The sequence below is a fragment of the Pseudomonas sp. RL_5y_Pfl2_73 genome (assembly GCF_963970515.1).
Taxonomy (GTDB): domain Bacteria; phylum Pseudomonadota; class Gammaproteobacteria; order Pseudomonadales; family Pseudomonadaceae; genus Aquipseudomonas.
In genome coordinates, this window is record NZ_CAXAPD010000003.1 from 160,416 (window position 1) to 177,311 (window position 16,896).

Sequence of the window (16,896 nt, forward strand, 5' to 3'; positions counted from 1 at the left end):
CGTGCGGCTCAAGTGCATCAAGCTGGCGGGGTTCAAATCCTTCGTCGACCCGACCACGGTGAACTTCCCCAGTAATATGGCGGCGGTGGTCGGGCCCAATGGTTGCGGCAAGTCGAACATCATCGACGCCGTGCGCTGGGTAATGGGCGAAAGTTCGGCCAAGAACCTGCGTGGCGAGTCGATGACCGATGTCATCTTCAACGGCTCCACCAGTCGCAAGCCGGTGAGCCAGGCCAGCATCGAGCTGGTGTTCGATAACTCCGACGGCACCCTAGTGGGTGAATACGCGGCCTATGCGGAAATCTCCATTCGTCGCAAAGTGACCCGCGACAGCCAGAACAGCTATTTCCTCAACGGCGCCAAGTGCCGGCGTCGCGACATCACCGATATTTTCCTCGGCACCGGCCTGGGCCCGCGCAGCTACTCGATCATCGAACAGGGCATGATCTCCAAGCTGATCGAGGCCAAGCCCGAAGACCTGCGCAACTTCATCGAAGAAGCCGCCGGTATTTCCAAATACAAGGAGCGGCGGCGCGAGACTGAAAACCGCATTCGTCGCACCCACGAGAACCTGGCGCGCCTGACCGACCTGCGTGAAGAACTCGAACGCCAACTCGAGCGTTTGCATCGTCAGGCCGAGGCCGCGAAGAAGTACCAGGAATACAAGGGCGAGGAGCGCCAGCTCAAGGCCCAACTTTCGGCCCTGCGTTGGCAGGCGCTGAACGAGCAGGTCGGCCAGCGTGAGGCGATCATCGGCAATCAGGAAGTCAGCTTCGAAGCCCTGGTGGCCGAGCAGCGCAACGCCGATGCCGCCATTGAGCGCCTGCGCGACGGGCACCATGACCTGTCCGAGCGCTTCAATCTGGTGCAGGGACGCTTCTATTCCGTGGGGGGGGACATTGCACGGGTCGAGCAGAGCATCCAGCACGGTCAGCAACGGCTGCGGCAGTTGCAGGATGACTTGAAGGAAGCTGAGCGGGCGCGCCTGGAAACCGAATCACACCTGGGACACGACCGCACCTTGCTGTTGACCCTCGGCGAGGAGCTGGACCGACTCACGCCGGAGCAGGAAATCACCAGCGCCGCCGCCGAAGAGGCTGCCGCGGCCCTGGAAGAAGCCGAACTGACCATGCATGGCTGGCAAGAGCAGTGGGACAGTTTCAACCTGACCTCGGCCGAGCCACGGCGTCAGGCTGAAGTCCAGCAGTCGCGCATCCAGCAGTTGGACACCAGCATGGAGCGCCTGGCCGACCGTCAGCGCCGCCTGTCTGAAGAGCGCGCCTTGCTCGCGGCGGATCCGGAAGACGCGGCGATTCTGGATCTGAGTGAGCAACTGGCGGCCAGCGAAGCCACCCTCGAAGACTTGCAAGCCAGTGAAGACGCCCAGGTCGAACGGCTTGAGCAACTGCGCCAGGCCTTGCTGCTGGCCTTGCAGAACCAGCAACAGGCCCAGGGCGAATTGCAGCGGCTCAATGGACGCTTGGCCTCGCTGGAAGCCTTGCAGCAAGCCGCGCTGGACCCGGGCACCGGCACCGCCGAATGGCTGCGCGACCAGCACTTGGCCGAGCGTCCGCGACTGGCCGAGGGCCTGAAGGTCGATGCCGGTTGGGAGCTGGCGGTGGAAACCGTGCTGGGTGCCGACCTGCAAGCGGTGCTGGTGGATGACTTCGCTGGCTTCGACCTGTCGGGTTTCACCCAGGGCGATCTGCGCCTGCTCAGCCCGGCTGGCGACGGCGTACGAATCCCCGGCAGTTTGCTGGACAAGGTCGAGGCCCAGGTCGACCTGTCGCCCTGGCTGGGGCAGGTCAAGCCGGTGGACAGCCTTGAGCAGGCCTTGGCCCTGCGTGGGCAGTTGGCGGCCGGCGAAAGCCTGATCAGCCGCGACGGGTATTGGGTTGGTCGGCATTTCCTGCGGGTGCGCCGGGCCAGCGAAGCCGAGAGCGGCATGCTCGCTCGGGGTCAGGAAATCCAGCGCCTGAGTGCCGAGCGCGAAGAGCGCGAGGCCAGCGTCGAAGCCCTGGAAACCGAATTGCAAAACCTGCGGGCGCAGCAGCGTCAGCAGGAGAACGGCCGCGAACACCTGCGTCGGCTGCTGCAGGATGAAGCGCGCCAGCAAGGCGAGCTCAAGGCGCAGTTGTCGGCCGGCAAGGCTAAAGTCGAACAGCTGGCGCTGCGCCGCACCCGTCTGGAAGAAGAAATCACCGAACTGGGCGAGCAACGGGCGCTGGAGCACGAACAGATCGGCGAGGCGCGCTTGCAACTGCAAGAAGCCCTCGATGCCATGGCGCTGGACACCGAGCAGCGCGAGCTGCTGCTGGCCCAGCGTGACAGCTTGCGAGAACGCCTGGACCGAGTGCGCCAGGAAGCACGCCAGCACAAGGACCATGCTCATCAATTGGCGGTGCGCTTGGGCTCGCTCAAGGCCCAGCACGATTCCACGCGCCAAGCATTGGAACGGCTGGAAATGCAGTCCGAACGCCTGACCGAAAAACGCGAGCAGTTGAGCCTCAATCTGGAGGAGGGCGAAGCGCCGCTGGAAGAGCTGCGCCTCAAGCTCGAAGAGTTGCTCGACAAGCGCATGAGCGTCGACGAAGAGCTCAAGACGGCGCAGATCGCCCTGGAGGATGCCGACCGTGAACTGCGCGATGCCGAAAAGCGCCGCAGCCAGGCCGAGCAGCAGTCGCAACTGATCCGCGGCCAGATGGAACAGCAGCGCATGGAGTGGCAAGCCCTGACGGTGCGGCGCAAAGCTTTGCAGGACCAACTGCTGGAAGACGGCTACGACCTCGACGGCGTGCTCGCCACCCTGGTGACCGGGGCGAACGAGAAGGACGCCGAGGAGGAACTGGAGCGCATTGCCCAGCGCATCCAGCGCCTGGGGGCAATCAACCTGGCGGCCATCGACGAGTACCAGCAGCAGTCCGAGCGCAAGCGCTACCTGGACGCCCAGAACGACGATCTGGTGGAAGCGCTGGAGACTCTGGAAAACGTCATTCGCAAGATCGACAAGGAAACCCGCAACCGCTTCAAGGATACCTTTGATCAGATCAACGGCGGTTTGCAGGCACTTTTCCCAAAAGTTTTCGGTGGTGGCAGCGCCTATTTGGAACTGACGGGCGAAGATTTACTCGATACAGGAGTGACAATCATGGCGCGTCCTCCTGGCAAGAAGAACAGCACCATCCATTTGCTCTCCGGTGGCGAAAAGGCACTGACCGCGCTGGCCCTGGTCTTTGCCATCTTCAAATTGAACCCGGCGCCGTTCTGCATGCTCGACGAAGTCGACGCGCCACTGGACGACGCTAACGTAGGCCGTTACGCACGGCTGGTGAAGGAGATGTCTGAAACGGTGCAGTTCATCTACATCACCCACAACAAGATCGCCATGGAAATGGCCGATCAGTTAATGGGCGTGACTATGCATGAGCCGGGCTGTTCGCGGCTGGTGGCGGTGGATGTGGAGGAGGCCATGGCCATGGTGGATGCTTGAAAAAGGGCTTGTAGGGTTTCTACCTGGAACGCTGTAGGTATTTTTTACCCTGGGCCTGTCGTTCAAATCACAGTTTGGGCACAAGCCTGTGCGACAGACGGTGTAAAGTTATCTTTGGTCGTGCTAGTTTAATGTCAATTTTTCGTATGCGTGGGCAAAATGCCATTCAGAACATAGAGTTGGCACCACGTTTTAAAGCGGTTTGCAAATAGCTAAGCCCCTTATTTTTCAGCATTTTTATAGAGGCACGGGATTACATGGAAATCGGTCTGCGCGAGTGGCTGATCGTCATCGGCATCATTGTCATTGCCGGTATTCTTTTCGACGGCTGGCGTCGTATGCGCGGCGGCAAGGGGAAACTGAAGTTTCGCCTGGATCGCAGCCTGTCGAACCTGCCCGATGAGGATGACAGCGCCGAACTGCTGGGCCCGCCGCGGGTGCTGGACACCCACAAGGAGCCGCAGCTGGACGAACACGACTTGCCGTCGATGAGCGCGCCTGCCCGTGAGCCACGGGAGTCGGGTTCCAAGCGCGGCAAGCGCAATAGCGAGCCATCCCAGGGTGATTTGAACCTGAACCTCGACCTGGACGGTGGGCCGAGCTTCAGCAGCCGCGACAACGATTTCCCGGACGAGAACAAAACCTCGAGCGCCGACAAAGACCAGGCCCAGGCTGAGGAAGTGCTGGTGATCAGCGTGATCTGCCGCGACCCGGCCGGTTTCAAGGGGCCGGCGTTGCTGCAGAACATCCTGGAAAGTGGCCTGCGTTTTGGCGAGATGGACATTTTCCATCGTCACGAGAGCATGGCCGGCAATGGCGAGGTGCTGTTTTCCATGGCCAACGCCGTCAAGCCTGGCGTGTTCGACCTGGACGACATCGATCATTTCAGCACGCCGGCGGTGAGTTTCTTCCTCGGTCTGCCGGGCCCGCGTCATCCCAAGCAAGCCTTCGACGTGATGGTGGCCGCGGCTCGCAAGTTGTCCCAGGAGCTCAATGGCGAACTCAAGGATGATCAGCGCAGTGTGCTGACCGCCCAGACGATCGAGCACTACCGCCAGCGCATTGTCGAATTCGAGCGCAGGGCATTGACCCAGAAGCGCTGAGGCCAAAGATCGCCGGCCTGTAGGAGCTGTCGAGTGCAACGAGGCTGCGAGCTTTTGATCTTTCGCTCACGACCCAATCGTCAGTGGTAAGATCGCAGCCTCGTTGCACTCGTCAGCTCCTACGCGCCTACATGCGATCGAAGTATTGAGAATGAGCAGCCTAGGCTGCTCTTTTGCTTTATGAGAGAACACCCATGAACGCCGTCGAAACCCGTATTCAACAGCTGCGCACCGAGCTGGATCAGCACAACTACCGCTACCACGTCCTCGACGAACCGAGCATCCCGGATGCCGAGTACGACCGCTTGTTCCACGAGCTCAAGGCCCTGGAGGAGCAGCACCCGGAGCTGGTGACCCGTGATTCCCCGACCCAACGGGTCGGCAGCGTGGCGCTGTCGGCGTTCAGCCAGGTGCGCCACGAGATCCCGATGCTCAGCCTGGGCAACGCCTTCGACGAAATCACCCTGCGCGAATTCGACCGGCGGGTGACCGAAGGCCTCGACCTGCCCGTGGGCGATTTGCTGGGCGGTGGTGCGGCGGTGGAGTACAGCTGCGAACCGAAGCTCGATGGCCTGGCGGTCAGCCTGTTGTATCAGGACGGTATGCTGGTGCGTGGTGCCACGCGTGGTGATGGCACCACGGGCGAGGACATCAGTGTCAACGTGCGTACCGTGCGCAATATTCCCCTCAAGTTGCAGGGCAGCGGCTGGCCGCCTCTGCTGGAGGTGCGCGGCGAGGTGTACATGTCCAAGGCCGGCTTCGAGCGCCTCAACGCTACGCAGTTGGAAGTGGGTGGCAAAACCTTCGCCAACCCGCGCAACGCGGCGGCGGGGAGCCTGCGCCAGCTGGATTCCAAGATCACCGCCAACCGCCCGCTGGAGTTCTGCTGCTATGGTATCGGCCAGGTGACCGTGGACATTGCCGATACCCACATCGGCAATCTCAAGCAGCTCAAGGCCTGGGGCTTGCCCATCAGCCGTGAATTGAAGCTGGCCCACGGTATTGACGAATGCCAGGATTACTACCGCGACATCGGCGAGCGGCGCAATGCGTTGCCTTATGAAATTGATGGGGTGGTGTTCAAGGTCAACAGCATCGCCTCACAGCGCGAGTTGGGTTTCCGTGCCCGGGAACCGCGTTGGGCCATCGCTCATAAATTCCCGGCCTCAGAAGAACTCACCGAGTTGCTCGACGTCGAGTTCCAGGTCGGCCGCACCGGCGCTGTCACGCCCGTGGCGCGCCTCAAACCGGTCAAGGTCGCTGGCGTGACCGTGGCCAACGCTACCTTGCACAACATGGACGAAGTGGCGCGCCTGGGTCTGATGATCGGCGACACCGTGATCATCCGCCGTGCCGGCGATGTGATCCCGCAAGTGGTGCAAGTGATCACCGAGCGCCGCCCGGACGATGCCCGCCTCGTGGAGATCCCCCGGCAGTGTCCGGTGTGTGGTTCCCACGTCGAGCGCACGCAACTGATCAAGCGCAGCAAGGGCCGTGAAACCATCAGCGAAGGTGCGGTGTATCGCTGCGTCGGTCGCCTGGCCTGTGGCGCGCAACTCAAGCAGGCGATCATTCACTTCGTCTCGCGTCGGGCCATGGACATCGAAGGCCTGGGCGAGAAGAGCGTCGAGCAACTGGTGGATGAAGGCCTGGTGGGGTCGCCCGCCGATCTGTATGCCTTGACCTTCGAACAGGTGGTCGACCTGGAAGGCTTTGCCGAACTGTCGAGCAAGAACCTGCTGGCCGCCATCGTCGACAGCAAAAAGCCGAGCCTGGCGCGCTTCATCTATGCCCTTGGCATCCCGGACGTGGGCGAGGAGACCGCCAAGGTCCTGGCTCGCTCCCTCGGTTCCCTGGAACGCGTGCAGGCGGCCTTGCCCCAGGTGCTCACCTACTTGCCTGACGTCGGCCTGGAAGTGGCCCACGAGATTCACAGCTTCTTCGAAGACCCACACAACCGCCAAGTGATCAAGGACCTGCTGCGCCACGGTCTCGAGATCCAGGACCAAGGCGAGCTGGGCGCCGAGTTCTCCGCCAGCACGACCCTGGGCGGCTTTCTCGACAAGCTGAACATCCCTTCGGTCGGCCCGGGAGGGGCGCAGAAACTGGCAGATAAATTCGGTTCACTCGAGGCGGTGATGAACGCCGACTGGCTGGACATGCGCCAGGCGTTGCCGGAAAAGCAGGCCAATGCCGTGCGCGAGTTCTTTGCCGTTGCCGCCAATCGTCAGCAGGCCGAGGCAGCGGAACAACAATTGCGCGACTTTGGCATGCATTGGCAGAGCGAGAAGAAAGTCGTCGAAGGCTTGCCCGAGGCAGGTCATACCTGGGTGCTGACCGGTTCGCTGGAGTTGATGAGTCGCGACGTCGCCAAGGACAAGCTGGAGAGCCTGGGGGCCAAGGTCGCCGGTTCCGTGTCGGCGAAAACCCACTGCGTGGTGGCGGGGCCGGGTGCTGGTTCGAAATTGACCAAGGCCAATGAGCTGGGCCTCAAGGTGCTGGATGAAGAGGCGTTTGTTGTCTTCCTGAGTCAGCATGGCATCACGGTTTAACCATGAGCTTTCCCTCGGGCGACATTCATGCTCTTGTGGCGAGGACGCTTGCTCCCTCGCCGCGGTTCATTGGGCGCTATGGCGCAGGGCGGGGAACGATCGGCTCTTGGCGATGATCTAGTCTTGCAGGCTCCAGGGAGAGATCGCCATGTACCGCTTCTTCGAACAACTGAGCTCACGCATCGCCGCGCCGTTCCTGGGTGATCGTTCACGTAACAGCAAAGTCTGGCCGTGCCGCTGTGGTCAGTCATTGTTCTTTCGCAACAGCCAATGCCTGGCCTGCCTGGCGGCGCTGGGTTATCAACCCGAGCAGAGTCGCCTGAGCTCCTTGCAACCCGGCGAGCAAGCCGGGACTTGGACACTGGACGCCGATCCCCAAGCCGGGCTGTTTCGCCGTTGCGCCAACCTTGACACCCCGGCGGCCTGCAATTGGCTGCTGCCGGACAATGGGCGCGATACCCTGTGCATCGCTTGTAGCCTGAATCGCACCATTCCTGACCTGTCGATCCCGGAAAATCCCGAACGCTGGTGCAAGGTCGAGACCGCCAAGCGTCGACTGGTCGGGCAGTTGATTACTTTTGGCCTGCCGGTCATCCCGAAAACCGTCGACGAAAGCATCGGTTTGGCGTTTGATTTCATCGGTGTCGATCCCGACGGCACGCCACCCACCACCGGTCACGCCAGTGGACTGGTCACCCTCGACATCAAGGAAGCTGACGACGCCCATCGCGAAAATATGCGCCAGCAGATGCGTGAGCCGTATCGCACCTTGCTCGGGCATTTCCGGCATGAGGTGGGGCACTACTACTGGGACCGGCTGGTCGCCAACAGCCATTGGCTCGAGGCGTTTCGCGAGCTGTTCGGCGATGAGCGCGCCAGCTACGCTCAAGCCCTGGAACGGCACTACCAGCAAGGCGCGCCGCAGGACTGGCAAACCTGCTACGTCAGCGCCTATGCCACTATGCACCCATGGGAGGACTGGGCGGAAACCTGGGCCCATTACCTGCACATGATGGACGCGGTGGACACTGCTCTGGGTTTCGGTATGAGCGCCCGGGAAATGGATTTCGACTACCAGCCGTTCCCGCCCGAAACCCTATACGATTCCGAGCGCGCTGGCGGTGCGGCCTTCCTCTCGTTCGTCAACGCCTGGATCGAACTGGCAGGCATGCTCAACGAACTGTCCCGCAGCATGGGTCAACCGGATTTCTACCCGTTCGTCGTACCGGCCGCCGTTATTACCAAGCTGCATTTCATTCATCTGGTGATCCAGGAGGAGGGTGGCCGGGCGGATGAGGTGCTGTTGTAGTTTTGCTCGCGCGGCGAATGGATTGAACATCCAAGTCGGTATTGAACGTATCAAGTGCATTGCCCGCTCTTCATGAGAGGTTGGCAAAGTTAAGTGATACCATTTGTTTTGATTATACCTGTCGTTCATATTTTCCTTTAGCATGAAAGCCGCCATGGATGATGGCTTTTTTATTAGGGAAGATACGATGGAAAATAATGATATGGATGCAATGGTGGTAGTGCCTAACGCGCCACGCAGGCTTTCCCAGGCCGGGCAAAGCCGATACACGATCATATTGGCTTGGCAGATCCCGGATAATATCCGCCCCGACCAGATTGCCGCGCACACCTTCAGGGTGCAGGCTGTGGCGGGTGGTGAGGGAGAATTTGTCCCTGCAACCAGAGTGCGGCCGGACCACCGTGGCTGGTATCGACATGAGATCGGCGTCAGCGGGGCAGCCCGGCCGGTTTATTTCAATGTTCAAGTTCGAGCTCAAGCGCTCAATGGCGAGTATGGGCCGTTCTGCCCGGTAGTCGTCTGTAAAACCTCGTCGTGATTGAGAGAAATTTCAGCAATAACGTCCACTATTTTTAGTGGGCGTTATTGCCTTTGCCGGAAACCAATCTGCTGGCGAAAGAAAAACGATTGATGGTCGTTAAATAATAAAATTGGCAGTTGCTGAGGTTTAATGTTGATAGCTATTTGGAGGGTTAGTTGTGAGTGCCTAGTGTCCGGTATCACAAATGCTGTTCCTTTTTGACGTGGCTGTTGTTGTCATGCTGCGTGCCGCTCCTCGCCATAGCGGGCCATGACTCGTCGCGTCCAGACGACAACAGCCATTCGTCAAAAAACGAACGTATTTGCGACACAGGACACTAGTGCAAGCATTGATGTTGAATGTACCGACGCCTTCGCGAGCAAGCGGTGGGTCAGCTTGCAACCATGGCTAATGGGCCGACGTCATCGCGAGCAAGCTTTGTTCCCACGGCAAGTGCTTGAACACCTTCAGTTTTTTAATCCGGCACGAACGGTTGTAACTTCCCACCAGATAGGTACAATGGCGCGGCTCGCCGTCAGGCGGGCGTCGTTATGGTGACCCCATCGGTCCCCCCGCAACGATTACCCGTGAACCTGGTCAGATCCGGAAGGAAGCAGCCACAGCGGGAACATTGTGTGCCGGGGTGTGGCTGGTGGGGTTGCCTCCATAACGCTCAGGCCTTCGTTCGCAAGGTCTGCCAAATTCAAAATTTCTTTTTGTGTTGCTGATCGAATCGATCAGTGCGTTCTGCTGTTCAGGTTTTGGCCAGGCAGGACAGGCCGAAGTCAAAGAGAAACCCGGCCTGCCTCCCATCGACAGTCCCGGCTTCTCTTTCACATCTGCATCAAGGCTTGGACAAGGCCTGATCGACCGCTGCGATCAGCTTTCCCAGGTCCTTGGAGGTGGCTTTGTGTATGACGCCGAACAGATACGCTCGCTGTTCGTCCTCATTACCCATGTCGGCAAAAAAGGCTTTCAGCTCTACATCCAGCACATTGGCAAGCAGGAACAAGGCTTCGACGCTGGGGGTGTAGGTGCCGGTTTCGAAGCGGCTGATGGTTTTGGGGTCGAAACCGGTTTTTTCGCCAAGTTCAGCCTGAGTAAGCCCCGCTACTTTGCGGTAGCGTCTGATGGCCGGACCCAAACTTGAAATTCGCATCGCTTAATTCCCATTTAGAATCAAGAACTTAACGATAGATTTTCGCATTAGGCAACCGCGTGATCCATCACCTTGCTTTGCAAAGTGTGATGTGTTTCGTAGAATCGGCCTTTGGCACGGGTATTTGGTGACCTGCTTCAGGCGCCGGAGTGTGTACAGAGACCGGGTCTTGCGTTTCTTGCCGTGATACAAGGCAAGGGCTGAAGCCCTCCCTTAGCACCGCCAGAAGCCCGCGCTCCAGCTTTTCTCAAAGTGTTTGAGCCTAGTTGATTTTCGCCTGTCTTGAAGGCGGTGCAACCGCGCGCGACAAATGAGCCTGACTCATGGATGACTGCTTCGATGGATAAGAAGTACCGCAGAGCCGTTGACGCCGCCGCGATTTTTTCCGAAACCGATCTGAGCGGGCGCATCACCTACGTCAACGATCAATTTTGCAGCCTTTTTGGTTACCGGCGCGATGAGTTGCTGGGCGTGAATCATCGGCTGCTCAATTCCGGTGAGCACCCTGACGAATTCTTCAACAGCATGTGGCGCACTATTGCCCTGGGCCAGGTTTGGAAAGGGGAAATTTGCAACCGGGCCAAGGACGGTACGCTGCACTGGGTCGACACCACCCTGGTGCCGGTGATTGATGACGAGACAGGGCAAATCGAACGCTACCTGGCGATTCGTTTCGACGTCAGCGAGAAGCGTCGCCTGCTGCATTCGCTGCAATGGCGGGTAGGTCACGATGTGCTGACCGGATTGCCCAACCGCACTTATCTGTCCGATCTGTTGGATCAGGCCCTGGCGTTTTCCCGGGCGGAGAACCTGCCCCTGGCGGTGTGCATGCTCGACCTCGACGGCTTCAAGGCGGTCAATGACGGTTATGGCCATGCCAGCGGTGATCGGCTGCTGGTGGAGGTCGCCAGGCGCCTGCGCAGTATCGTGCGTGGCGAGGATGTGGTGGCGCGGCTGGGTGGGGACGAGTTCGTGCTGGTGCTGCGCCATGTGCGTGGGATGGATGAGTTGCACGCCGCCTTGAACCGGGTGTTGATCGCCGTTTCCATGCCGTATGGCATTGACGGGAAGGACATCAAGGTCTTTGCCAGTATTGGCGTCACACTGTTTCCGTGGGATAACGAAGACGCTGAGACGTTGTTGCGCCACGCCGACCAGGCGATGTACGTGGCCAAGCAAAGCGGGCGCAATCGTTTCCACTTGTTTGATGTGTCCCGGGACAAGGAAGTGCGCGCCACTTACCAGACAGTCGAGCGGGTCCGCCAGGCGCTGGCCGATAATGAACTGCGGCTGCATTTCCAGCCCAAGGTCAATATGCGTCATGGCACCGTGGTTGGGCTTGAGGCGCTGCTGCGCTGGAAGCATCCGCAACGCGGCCTGGTACCGCCTCGGGAGTTCCTGCCGCTGGTGGAAGAGACCGACCTGATCGTCGAGATCGGCGAGTGGGTCATGGAGCAGGTATTGACCCAGTTGCAGCAATGGCTGCAAGCGGGGCAGGGTTGGCCGGTGAGCATCAATATCTCGGCGCGGCATTTCCAGCGGGCGGACTTTGTCGAGCGGCTGCGACAGGTGCTGGAACGGCATCCGGCGGTACCGCCACGCCTGTTGGATCTGCAGATTGTCGAATCTGTCGCGGTGGAAAACCTTGCCCACGTCAGCGCCTGCCTCCAGGCCTGCCATGCTCTGGGCGTGGGGTTTTCGCTGGGCGGTTTCGGCACGGGCTACTGCTCGCTCAACGATCTCAAGCATCTGCGCACGCAAACCATCAAGATCGACAAGACCTTTGTCCGCGACATTCTCCACGACCGCGACGACCTGGCACTGACCGAAGCGGTGATCGGCCTGGCTCGGGCGTTTGGCCGTGAGGTGGTTGCCGAAGGGTTGGATAGCCTTGAGCATGGTCAACTGCTGTTGAGCCTGGGCTGCGAGGTGGCACAAGGTTATTTCATCGCTCGGCCCATGCCACCCGAACAGATACCCGGCTGGGTGCAGGGGTTCATCCCGCCTTCGCAATGGCAGCAGCGGCCCGGCGATCAGGGGGAGGGCGCCTCGCTCCTGGCCTGCGATGCGTCACTGCGGCCAGTGTAAAGCTGGATGATCGCGTCGATTTCCCCGGATGTTTTCATGTCCAACAAGGTACTCAGAATGCGTTGTGCTGGAATGTTCGGGTCGTTGCGCACATAACAGCTCAACTGCTGTTCCTGAAGCACTGCCACTTCATGGAGCTGCCGATCAGCGGTATGACGTTGATTGAACCAGTCCAGCGCCCATTGGTTGCTGATCCCGTAGCGATAACGTCCGGCCAGCAGTTTCGCCAGCACTTGTTCCTGGCTGCGGGCATCGTCGCGGTGCAGTCGGCTGCGGTCGAACCAGGGTTGCAAGGTCGGGTAGCTATAGCCGAGTACCGTGCCGATGGGCTGCTCCGGCAGCGTGGCTATTGTGACCGCCGCAGGGGCGCTTGCCGTGGCGACGAGCAGGTCGCGCTGGAAAAACAACGGGATGCTCCAGAGGTAATCGCCACTGTCCTCCAGCCAGTCGGGGCTGACGTAGCAACGCATGTCGATTTCGCCGTGTTTCATGGCGCCGTCGAGGCGGGCGCGGGACAGGACATGGAATTGCGCCGGCAGCCCCACCTGGGTCGCCAGGCTGGTCATTATATCGGGAAGGATGCCCTGGGTCGGGCGCCCTCGTTCGATCTGCACCATGGGCATCGCCCAGCTGTCGGTAACGGCGAAACGCAAGGGTGCTTGCTCGGCAAAGCAACTGGTACCCAACAACAGCAAAGCCCCCATGGCTGAACGCATAAACTCTCCTGACTGTGCAAAACCGTGTCGACAACCGGGTTTCTGATCCAATCTTAGTCAGATTAGACGAGCACACCGGATGCAATTTCGCCCCTGCTCCGCTAGCATTAGCCGCTTATGTTCCTTCGTTGCGACGGTTTTCGATGAGTTATCAGGTTCTTGCACGTAAATGGCGTCCGCGCTCGTTCCGCGAAATGGTCGGCCAGACCCATGTGCTCAAGGCTCTGATCAATGCCTTGGACAGCCAGCGGCTGCACCATGCCTACCTGTTCACCGGTACCCGTGGCGTGGGCAAGACCACCATCGCGCGGATCATTGCCAAGTGCCTGAACTGTGAAACCGGCATCACTTCCACGCCTTGCGGCGAGTGCTCGGTCTGCCGGGAAATCGACGAGGGCCGTTTCGTCGACCTGATCGAGATCGACGCCGCCAGCCGCACCAAGGTCGAAGACACCCGCGAGCTGCTCGACAACGTGCAGTACGCGCCGAGCCGTGGGCGCTTCAAGGTCTACCTGATCGACGAAGTGCACATGCTCTCCAGCCATTCCTTCAATGCGCTGCTCAAGACCCTCGAAGAACCGCCACCCTACGTCAAGTTCATCCTGGCGACCACCGACCCGCAGAAACTTCCTGCAACGATTTTGTCGCGGTGCCTGCAGTTCTCCCTCAAGAACATGACGCCGGAGCGGGTGGTCGAGCACCTGACCCACGTACTGGGCGTAGAGAACGTGCCCTTCGAGGATGATGCGCTGTGGCTGCTGGGCCGCGCCGCCGATGGTTCGATGCGCGACGCCATGAGTCTGACCGACCAGGCCATCGCTTTCGGTGAAGGCAAGGTCATGGCTGCGGATGTCCGGGCCATGCTCGGCACCCTCGATCACGGCCAGGTTTATGACGTTTTGCATGCGCTGATCGAAGGCGACGCGAAAGCGTTGCTCGAAGCGGTGCGCCACCTGGCCGAGCAGGGCCCGGACTGGAATGGCGTGCTCTCGGAAATCCTCAACGTGCTGCACCGGGTCGCCATCGCCCAGGCCTTGCCTGATGGCGTCGACAACGGCCACGGCGACCGTGATCGCGTACTGGCCCTGGCCCAGGCGTTGCCGGCCGAAGACGTGCAGTTCTATTACCAGATGGGCCTGATTGGCCGTCGCGACCTGCCCCTGGCACCAGATCCGCGCGGGGGCTTCGAAATGGTCCTGCTGCGAATGCTGGCGTTCCGGCCAGCCGACACGGCGGACGCCCCGAGGCAAGCGCTAAAGCCAGTGGGGATCAGCCAGGCCACAGCTGATTCCGCCAAGCCAGTGGCTGGCGCGCCAGTCGTTGCGCCGGCAGTGGCTTCGGCTCCGGTAGCACCGGCACCTGTGGCGCCACCGGCCCCGACACCTGTTGTTGCGGCCCCTGAGCCAGAACCTGAACCGGTTGTTGAGGTGCTGTCAGACTCTGTCGCCGAAGCCGTCGTCGATCTGCCCTGGAACGATCCGGTCGAGCCTGAGGTTGCCCAGCAATCTGCCGTGGAGCCGGTCTTGGAGACCATCGCCGAGCAGCCTGAGTTGCCGCCGATGCCTTTGCCGGCGCCCGACAGCGTGGTGCCCGATGCGCCGGAGTGGGTTGCCGCGGCGGTGCCCGAACCGACCGTGGCCGACGTCGATGTCGCCACGCCAGGCATCGACCAGGACGACGAACCGCCGCTGGACGAGGATTACATCGAGCCAGACATGGATTCGGCCTACAGCTACCTGGACGAACTGGCCAGCGAGCACGCCGCGGAGCCGGCCCCCGAGCCTGAGCCGGAACCCGCGGCGATGCCGGCCACCGGGCTGGCCCTGCAATGGCTGGAGCTGTTTCCTAAACTGCCGATCAGCGGCATGACCGGTAGCATCGCCGCCAACTGCACGCTGATCGCCGTGGAAGGCGACCACTGGCTGCTGCACCTGGACCCGGCCCACAGCGCCCTGTTCAACGCAACCCAGCAACGTCGCCTAAACGATGCGCTGAACCAGTATCACCAACGCACCCTGACGCTGACCATCGAGCTGATCAAGCCCGAGCAGGAGACCCCGGCCCAGGCCGCGTCCCGGCGCCGTGCCGACCGTCAGCGCGAAGCCGAGGAGTCGATCCACGGCGATCCATTCATCCAACAGATGATGCAACAGTTCGGCGCCGTGGTCCGTCACGATACTATTGAACCTGTCGAGGCCCCGGTCATCCAGGGCTCATAACTGAAGGCGCCGGGCCGAACGGGCCGGGCGCGTTGTTTATCCAAGTACTTTCGAGGTGATTTCCATTATGAAAGGTGGCATGGCCGGCCTGATGAAGCAGGCGCAGCAGATGCAGGAAAAAATGGCCAAGATGCAGGAAGAACTGGCCAACGCCGAAGTCACCGGCAAGTCCGGCGGCGACATGGTGACCGTGGTCATGACCGGTCGCCACGACATCAAGCGCGTCAGCATCGACCCAAGCGTGGTCGAAGGCCTGAGCGAAGACGACAAGGAGATGCTCGAAGCGCTGTTCGCCGCCGCCGTCAATGACGCGGTGCGCAAGATCGAAGCCAACAGCCAGGACAAGATGTCTGGCGTGACGGCCGGCATGCAAATGCCGCCGGGCATGAAACTGCCGTTCTGATTCGCCATCCTGGTCGGGATGGGCTACACACAATGCCAGGCATCGCGCCTGGCATTTTTGTTTCTGTCATTGGAGCGTGCGGTGGCCGAAATCATACCTGGGGGAGCCAGGCTTGCCCGCGATGAACGATGACGTGCGGCTCCGACGAACCGAGGTGTCTGCATCGCGAGCAAGCCTTGCTCTCACAAGTACCCGCTGAACACACATCGAACGCCGCCCCCTCGGCAATGGTCTGCTCCCTATACGTGCTACTCAACGATCAAGGAGACGCTTCCATGTCACAAGCATCGACCTCCAACCAGCGCATCGTCCTGGCCTCCCGTCCTCACGGCGCCCCGACCCCGGACAACTTTCGTCTGGAGCACGTGACGCTGCCGGAGCTGGCGCAAGGGCAGATCCTGCTCAAGACGCAGTTCCTTTCCCTGGATCCGTACATGCGCGGGCGAATGAGTGACGCGCCTTCCTACGCTGCTCCGGTAAAAATCGACGAGGTGATGACCGGCGGCGCCGTCAGCCGCGTGGAACGCTCGATGCACCCGAAATTCCAGGAGGGTGATCGGATGGTGGGAGCCACCGGTTGGCAGAGCCACAGCATCAGCGACGGACGCAACGTGATGCCCATCCCTTCGGGGCTGCCGAGCCCGTCGATGGCCCTGGGCGTGCTGGGCATGCCGGGCATGACCGCTTACATGGGGCTGATGGACATTGGCCAACCCAAGGCCGGGGAGACCCTGGTGGTCGCGGCGGCCTCAGGTGCGGTGGGCTCGGTGGTCGGCCAGGTGGCGAAGATCAAGGGCCTGCGTGTCGTCGGCGTCGCGGGTGGCAGCGAGAAATGCCAGTACGTGGTCGACGAGCTGGGATTCGACGCCTGTGTCGACCACAAGAGCCCGAGTTTTGCCCAGGCGCTGGCGCAGGCTTGCGACAAGGGCATCGATATCTATTACGAAAACGTCGGGGGCAAGGTGTTCGATGCCGTCGTGCCATTGCTCAACGCCAAGGCGCGGATCCCGCTCTGTGGCCTGATCGCTTCCTACAACGATCATCAGGCACCGAGCGGCCCGGATCGCTTGCCGCAACTACAGCGCACCTTGCTGAACAAGCGCGTGCGGATCCAGGGGTTTATCGTGTTTGATGACTACGGTGACCGTCAGCCGGAGTTCATCAGCGCCATGGTCCCTTGGGTGCGTGATGGCAAGGTCAAGTTCCGTGAGGACGTGGTCGATGGCCTTGAGAATGCGCCACAGGCGTTTATCGGCCTGTTGGAAGGGCGCAACTTCGGCAAGTTGGTGGTGCGGGTCGCGCAGGATTGAGTATTTGACGCTAATCGGAGGCGCAGG

At 60.8% G+C, this 16,896-nt stretch carries 11 protein-coding genes and 1 other RNA gene; 10 read left to right on the forward strand and 2 right to left on the reverse strand.

The features are described from left to right. Position 1: 1 nt before the first annotated feature. The 6 genes from smc to ffs all read left to right on the forward strand — a co-directional run bounded on the left by smc (position 2) and on the right by ffs (position 9,632). A complete protein-coding gene (gene smc, locus AACY42_RS04040) occupies positions 2 to 3,490 on the forward strand; it encodes a chromosome segregation protein SMC (protein WP_339476750.1) in 3,489 nt (1,162 codons plus the stop codon). Between the two features lie 257 nt (positions 3,491 to 3,747). Next, positions 3,748 to 4,593 carry a cell division protein ZipA gene (gene zipA, locus AACY42_RS04045; RefSeq protein WP_339476753.1) on the forward strand — a complete coding sequence of 282 codons (846 nt, stop codon included), beginning with the start codon at positions 3,748 to 3,750 and terminating at the stop codon, positions 4,591 to 4,593. 194 nt (positions 4,594 to 4,787) lie between these two features. Next, complete coding sequence (gene ligA, locus AACY42_RS04050; RefSeq protein ID WP_339476755.1) at positions 4,788 to 7,145, forward strand: NAD-dependent DNA ligase LigA; 2,358 nt, start codon at positions 4,788 to 4,790, stop codon at positions 7,143 to 7,145. Positions 7,146 to 7,293: 148 nt separating this feature from the next. Beyond that, positions 7,294 to 8,454 carry a zinc-binding metallopeptidase family protein gene (locus AACY42_RS04055; RefSeq protein WP_339476758.1) on the forward strand — a complete coding sequence of 387 codons (1,161 nt, stop codon included), beginning with the start codon at positions 7,294 to 7,296 and terminating at the stop codon, positions 8,452 to 8,454. A 154-nt stretch (positions 8,455 to 8,608) separates the two neighbouring features. After that, positions 8,609 to 8,992: a hypothetical protein gene (locus AACY42_RS04060; protein WP_339476761.1), complete on the forward strand. Its 384-nt coding sequence runs from the start codon at positions 8,609 to 8,611 to the stop codon at positions 8,990 to 8,992. Between the two features lie 543 nt (positions 8,993 to 9,535). Beyond that, positions 9,536 to 9,632, forward strand: an RNA gene (gene ffs / locus AACY42_RS04065) — signal recognition particle sRNA small type. Positions 9,633 to 9,818: 186 nt separating this feature from the next. Here ffs and AACY42_RS04070 read toward each other — a convergent pair. Beyond that, the gene (locus tag AACY42_RS04070; RefSeq protein WP_339476763.1) at positions 9,819 to 10,133 is read right to left on the reverse strand and encodes a helix-turn-helix domain-containing protein; all 315 of its coding nucleotides are present in this window, start codon (positions 10,131 to 10,133) and stop codon (positions 9,819 to 9,821) included. Positions 10,134 to 10,472: 339 nt separating this feature from the next. Here AACY42_RS04070 and AACY42_RS04075 point away from each other — a divergent pair, with 339 nt between their 5' ends. Next, entirely contained in the window at positions 10,473 to 12,221 is a 1,749-nt protein-coding gene (locus AACY42_RS04075) for a putative bifunctional diguanylate cyclase/phosphodiesterase (RefSeq protein WP_339476765.1), read from the forward strand. Here AACY42_RS04075 and AACY42_RS04080 read toward each other — a convergent pair. After that, positions 12,167 to 12,937 (reverse strand): substrate-binding periplasmic protein, encoded by a 771-nt coding sequence (locus AACY42_RS04080; RefSeq protein WP_339476767.1) that lies wholly within the window; start codon positions 12,935 to 12,937, stop codon positions 12,167 to 12,169. The genes AACY42_RS04075 and AACY42_RS04080 overlap by 55 nt on opposite strands. Before the next feature lie 143 nt (positions 12,938 to 13,080). Here AACY42_RS04080 and dnaX point away from each other — a divergent pair, with 143 nt between their 5' ends. The 3 genes from dnaX (at position 13,081) to AACY42_RS04095 (ending at position 16,869) form a co-directional block, all read left to right on the forward strand. Continuing rightward, positions 13,081 to 15,156, forward strand: coding sequence for a DNA polymerase III subunit gamma/tau (dnaX, locus tag AACY42_RS04085; protein ID WP_339476770.1), 2,076 nt, complete (start codon positions 13,081 to 13,083; stop codon positions 15,154 to 15,156). A 64-nt stretch (positions 15,157 to 15,220) separates the two neighbouring features. Continuing rightward, complete coding sequence (locus tag AACY42_RS04090) at positions 15,221 to 15,559, forward strand: YbaB/EbfC family nucleoid-associated protein (protein WP_339477066.1); 339 nt, start codon at positions 15,221 to 15,223, stop codon at positions 15,557 to 15,559. Positions 15,560 to 15,834: 275 nt separating this feature from the next. Then, positions 15,835 to 16,869 (forward strand): NADP-dependent oxidoreductase, encoded by a 1,035-nt coding sequence (locus tag AACY42_RS04095; RefSeq protein ID WP_339476772.1) that lies wholly within the window; start codon positions 15,835 to 15,837, stop codon positions 16,867 to 16,869. Positions 16,870 to 16,896 lie beyond the last annotated feature (27 nt).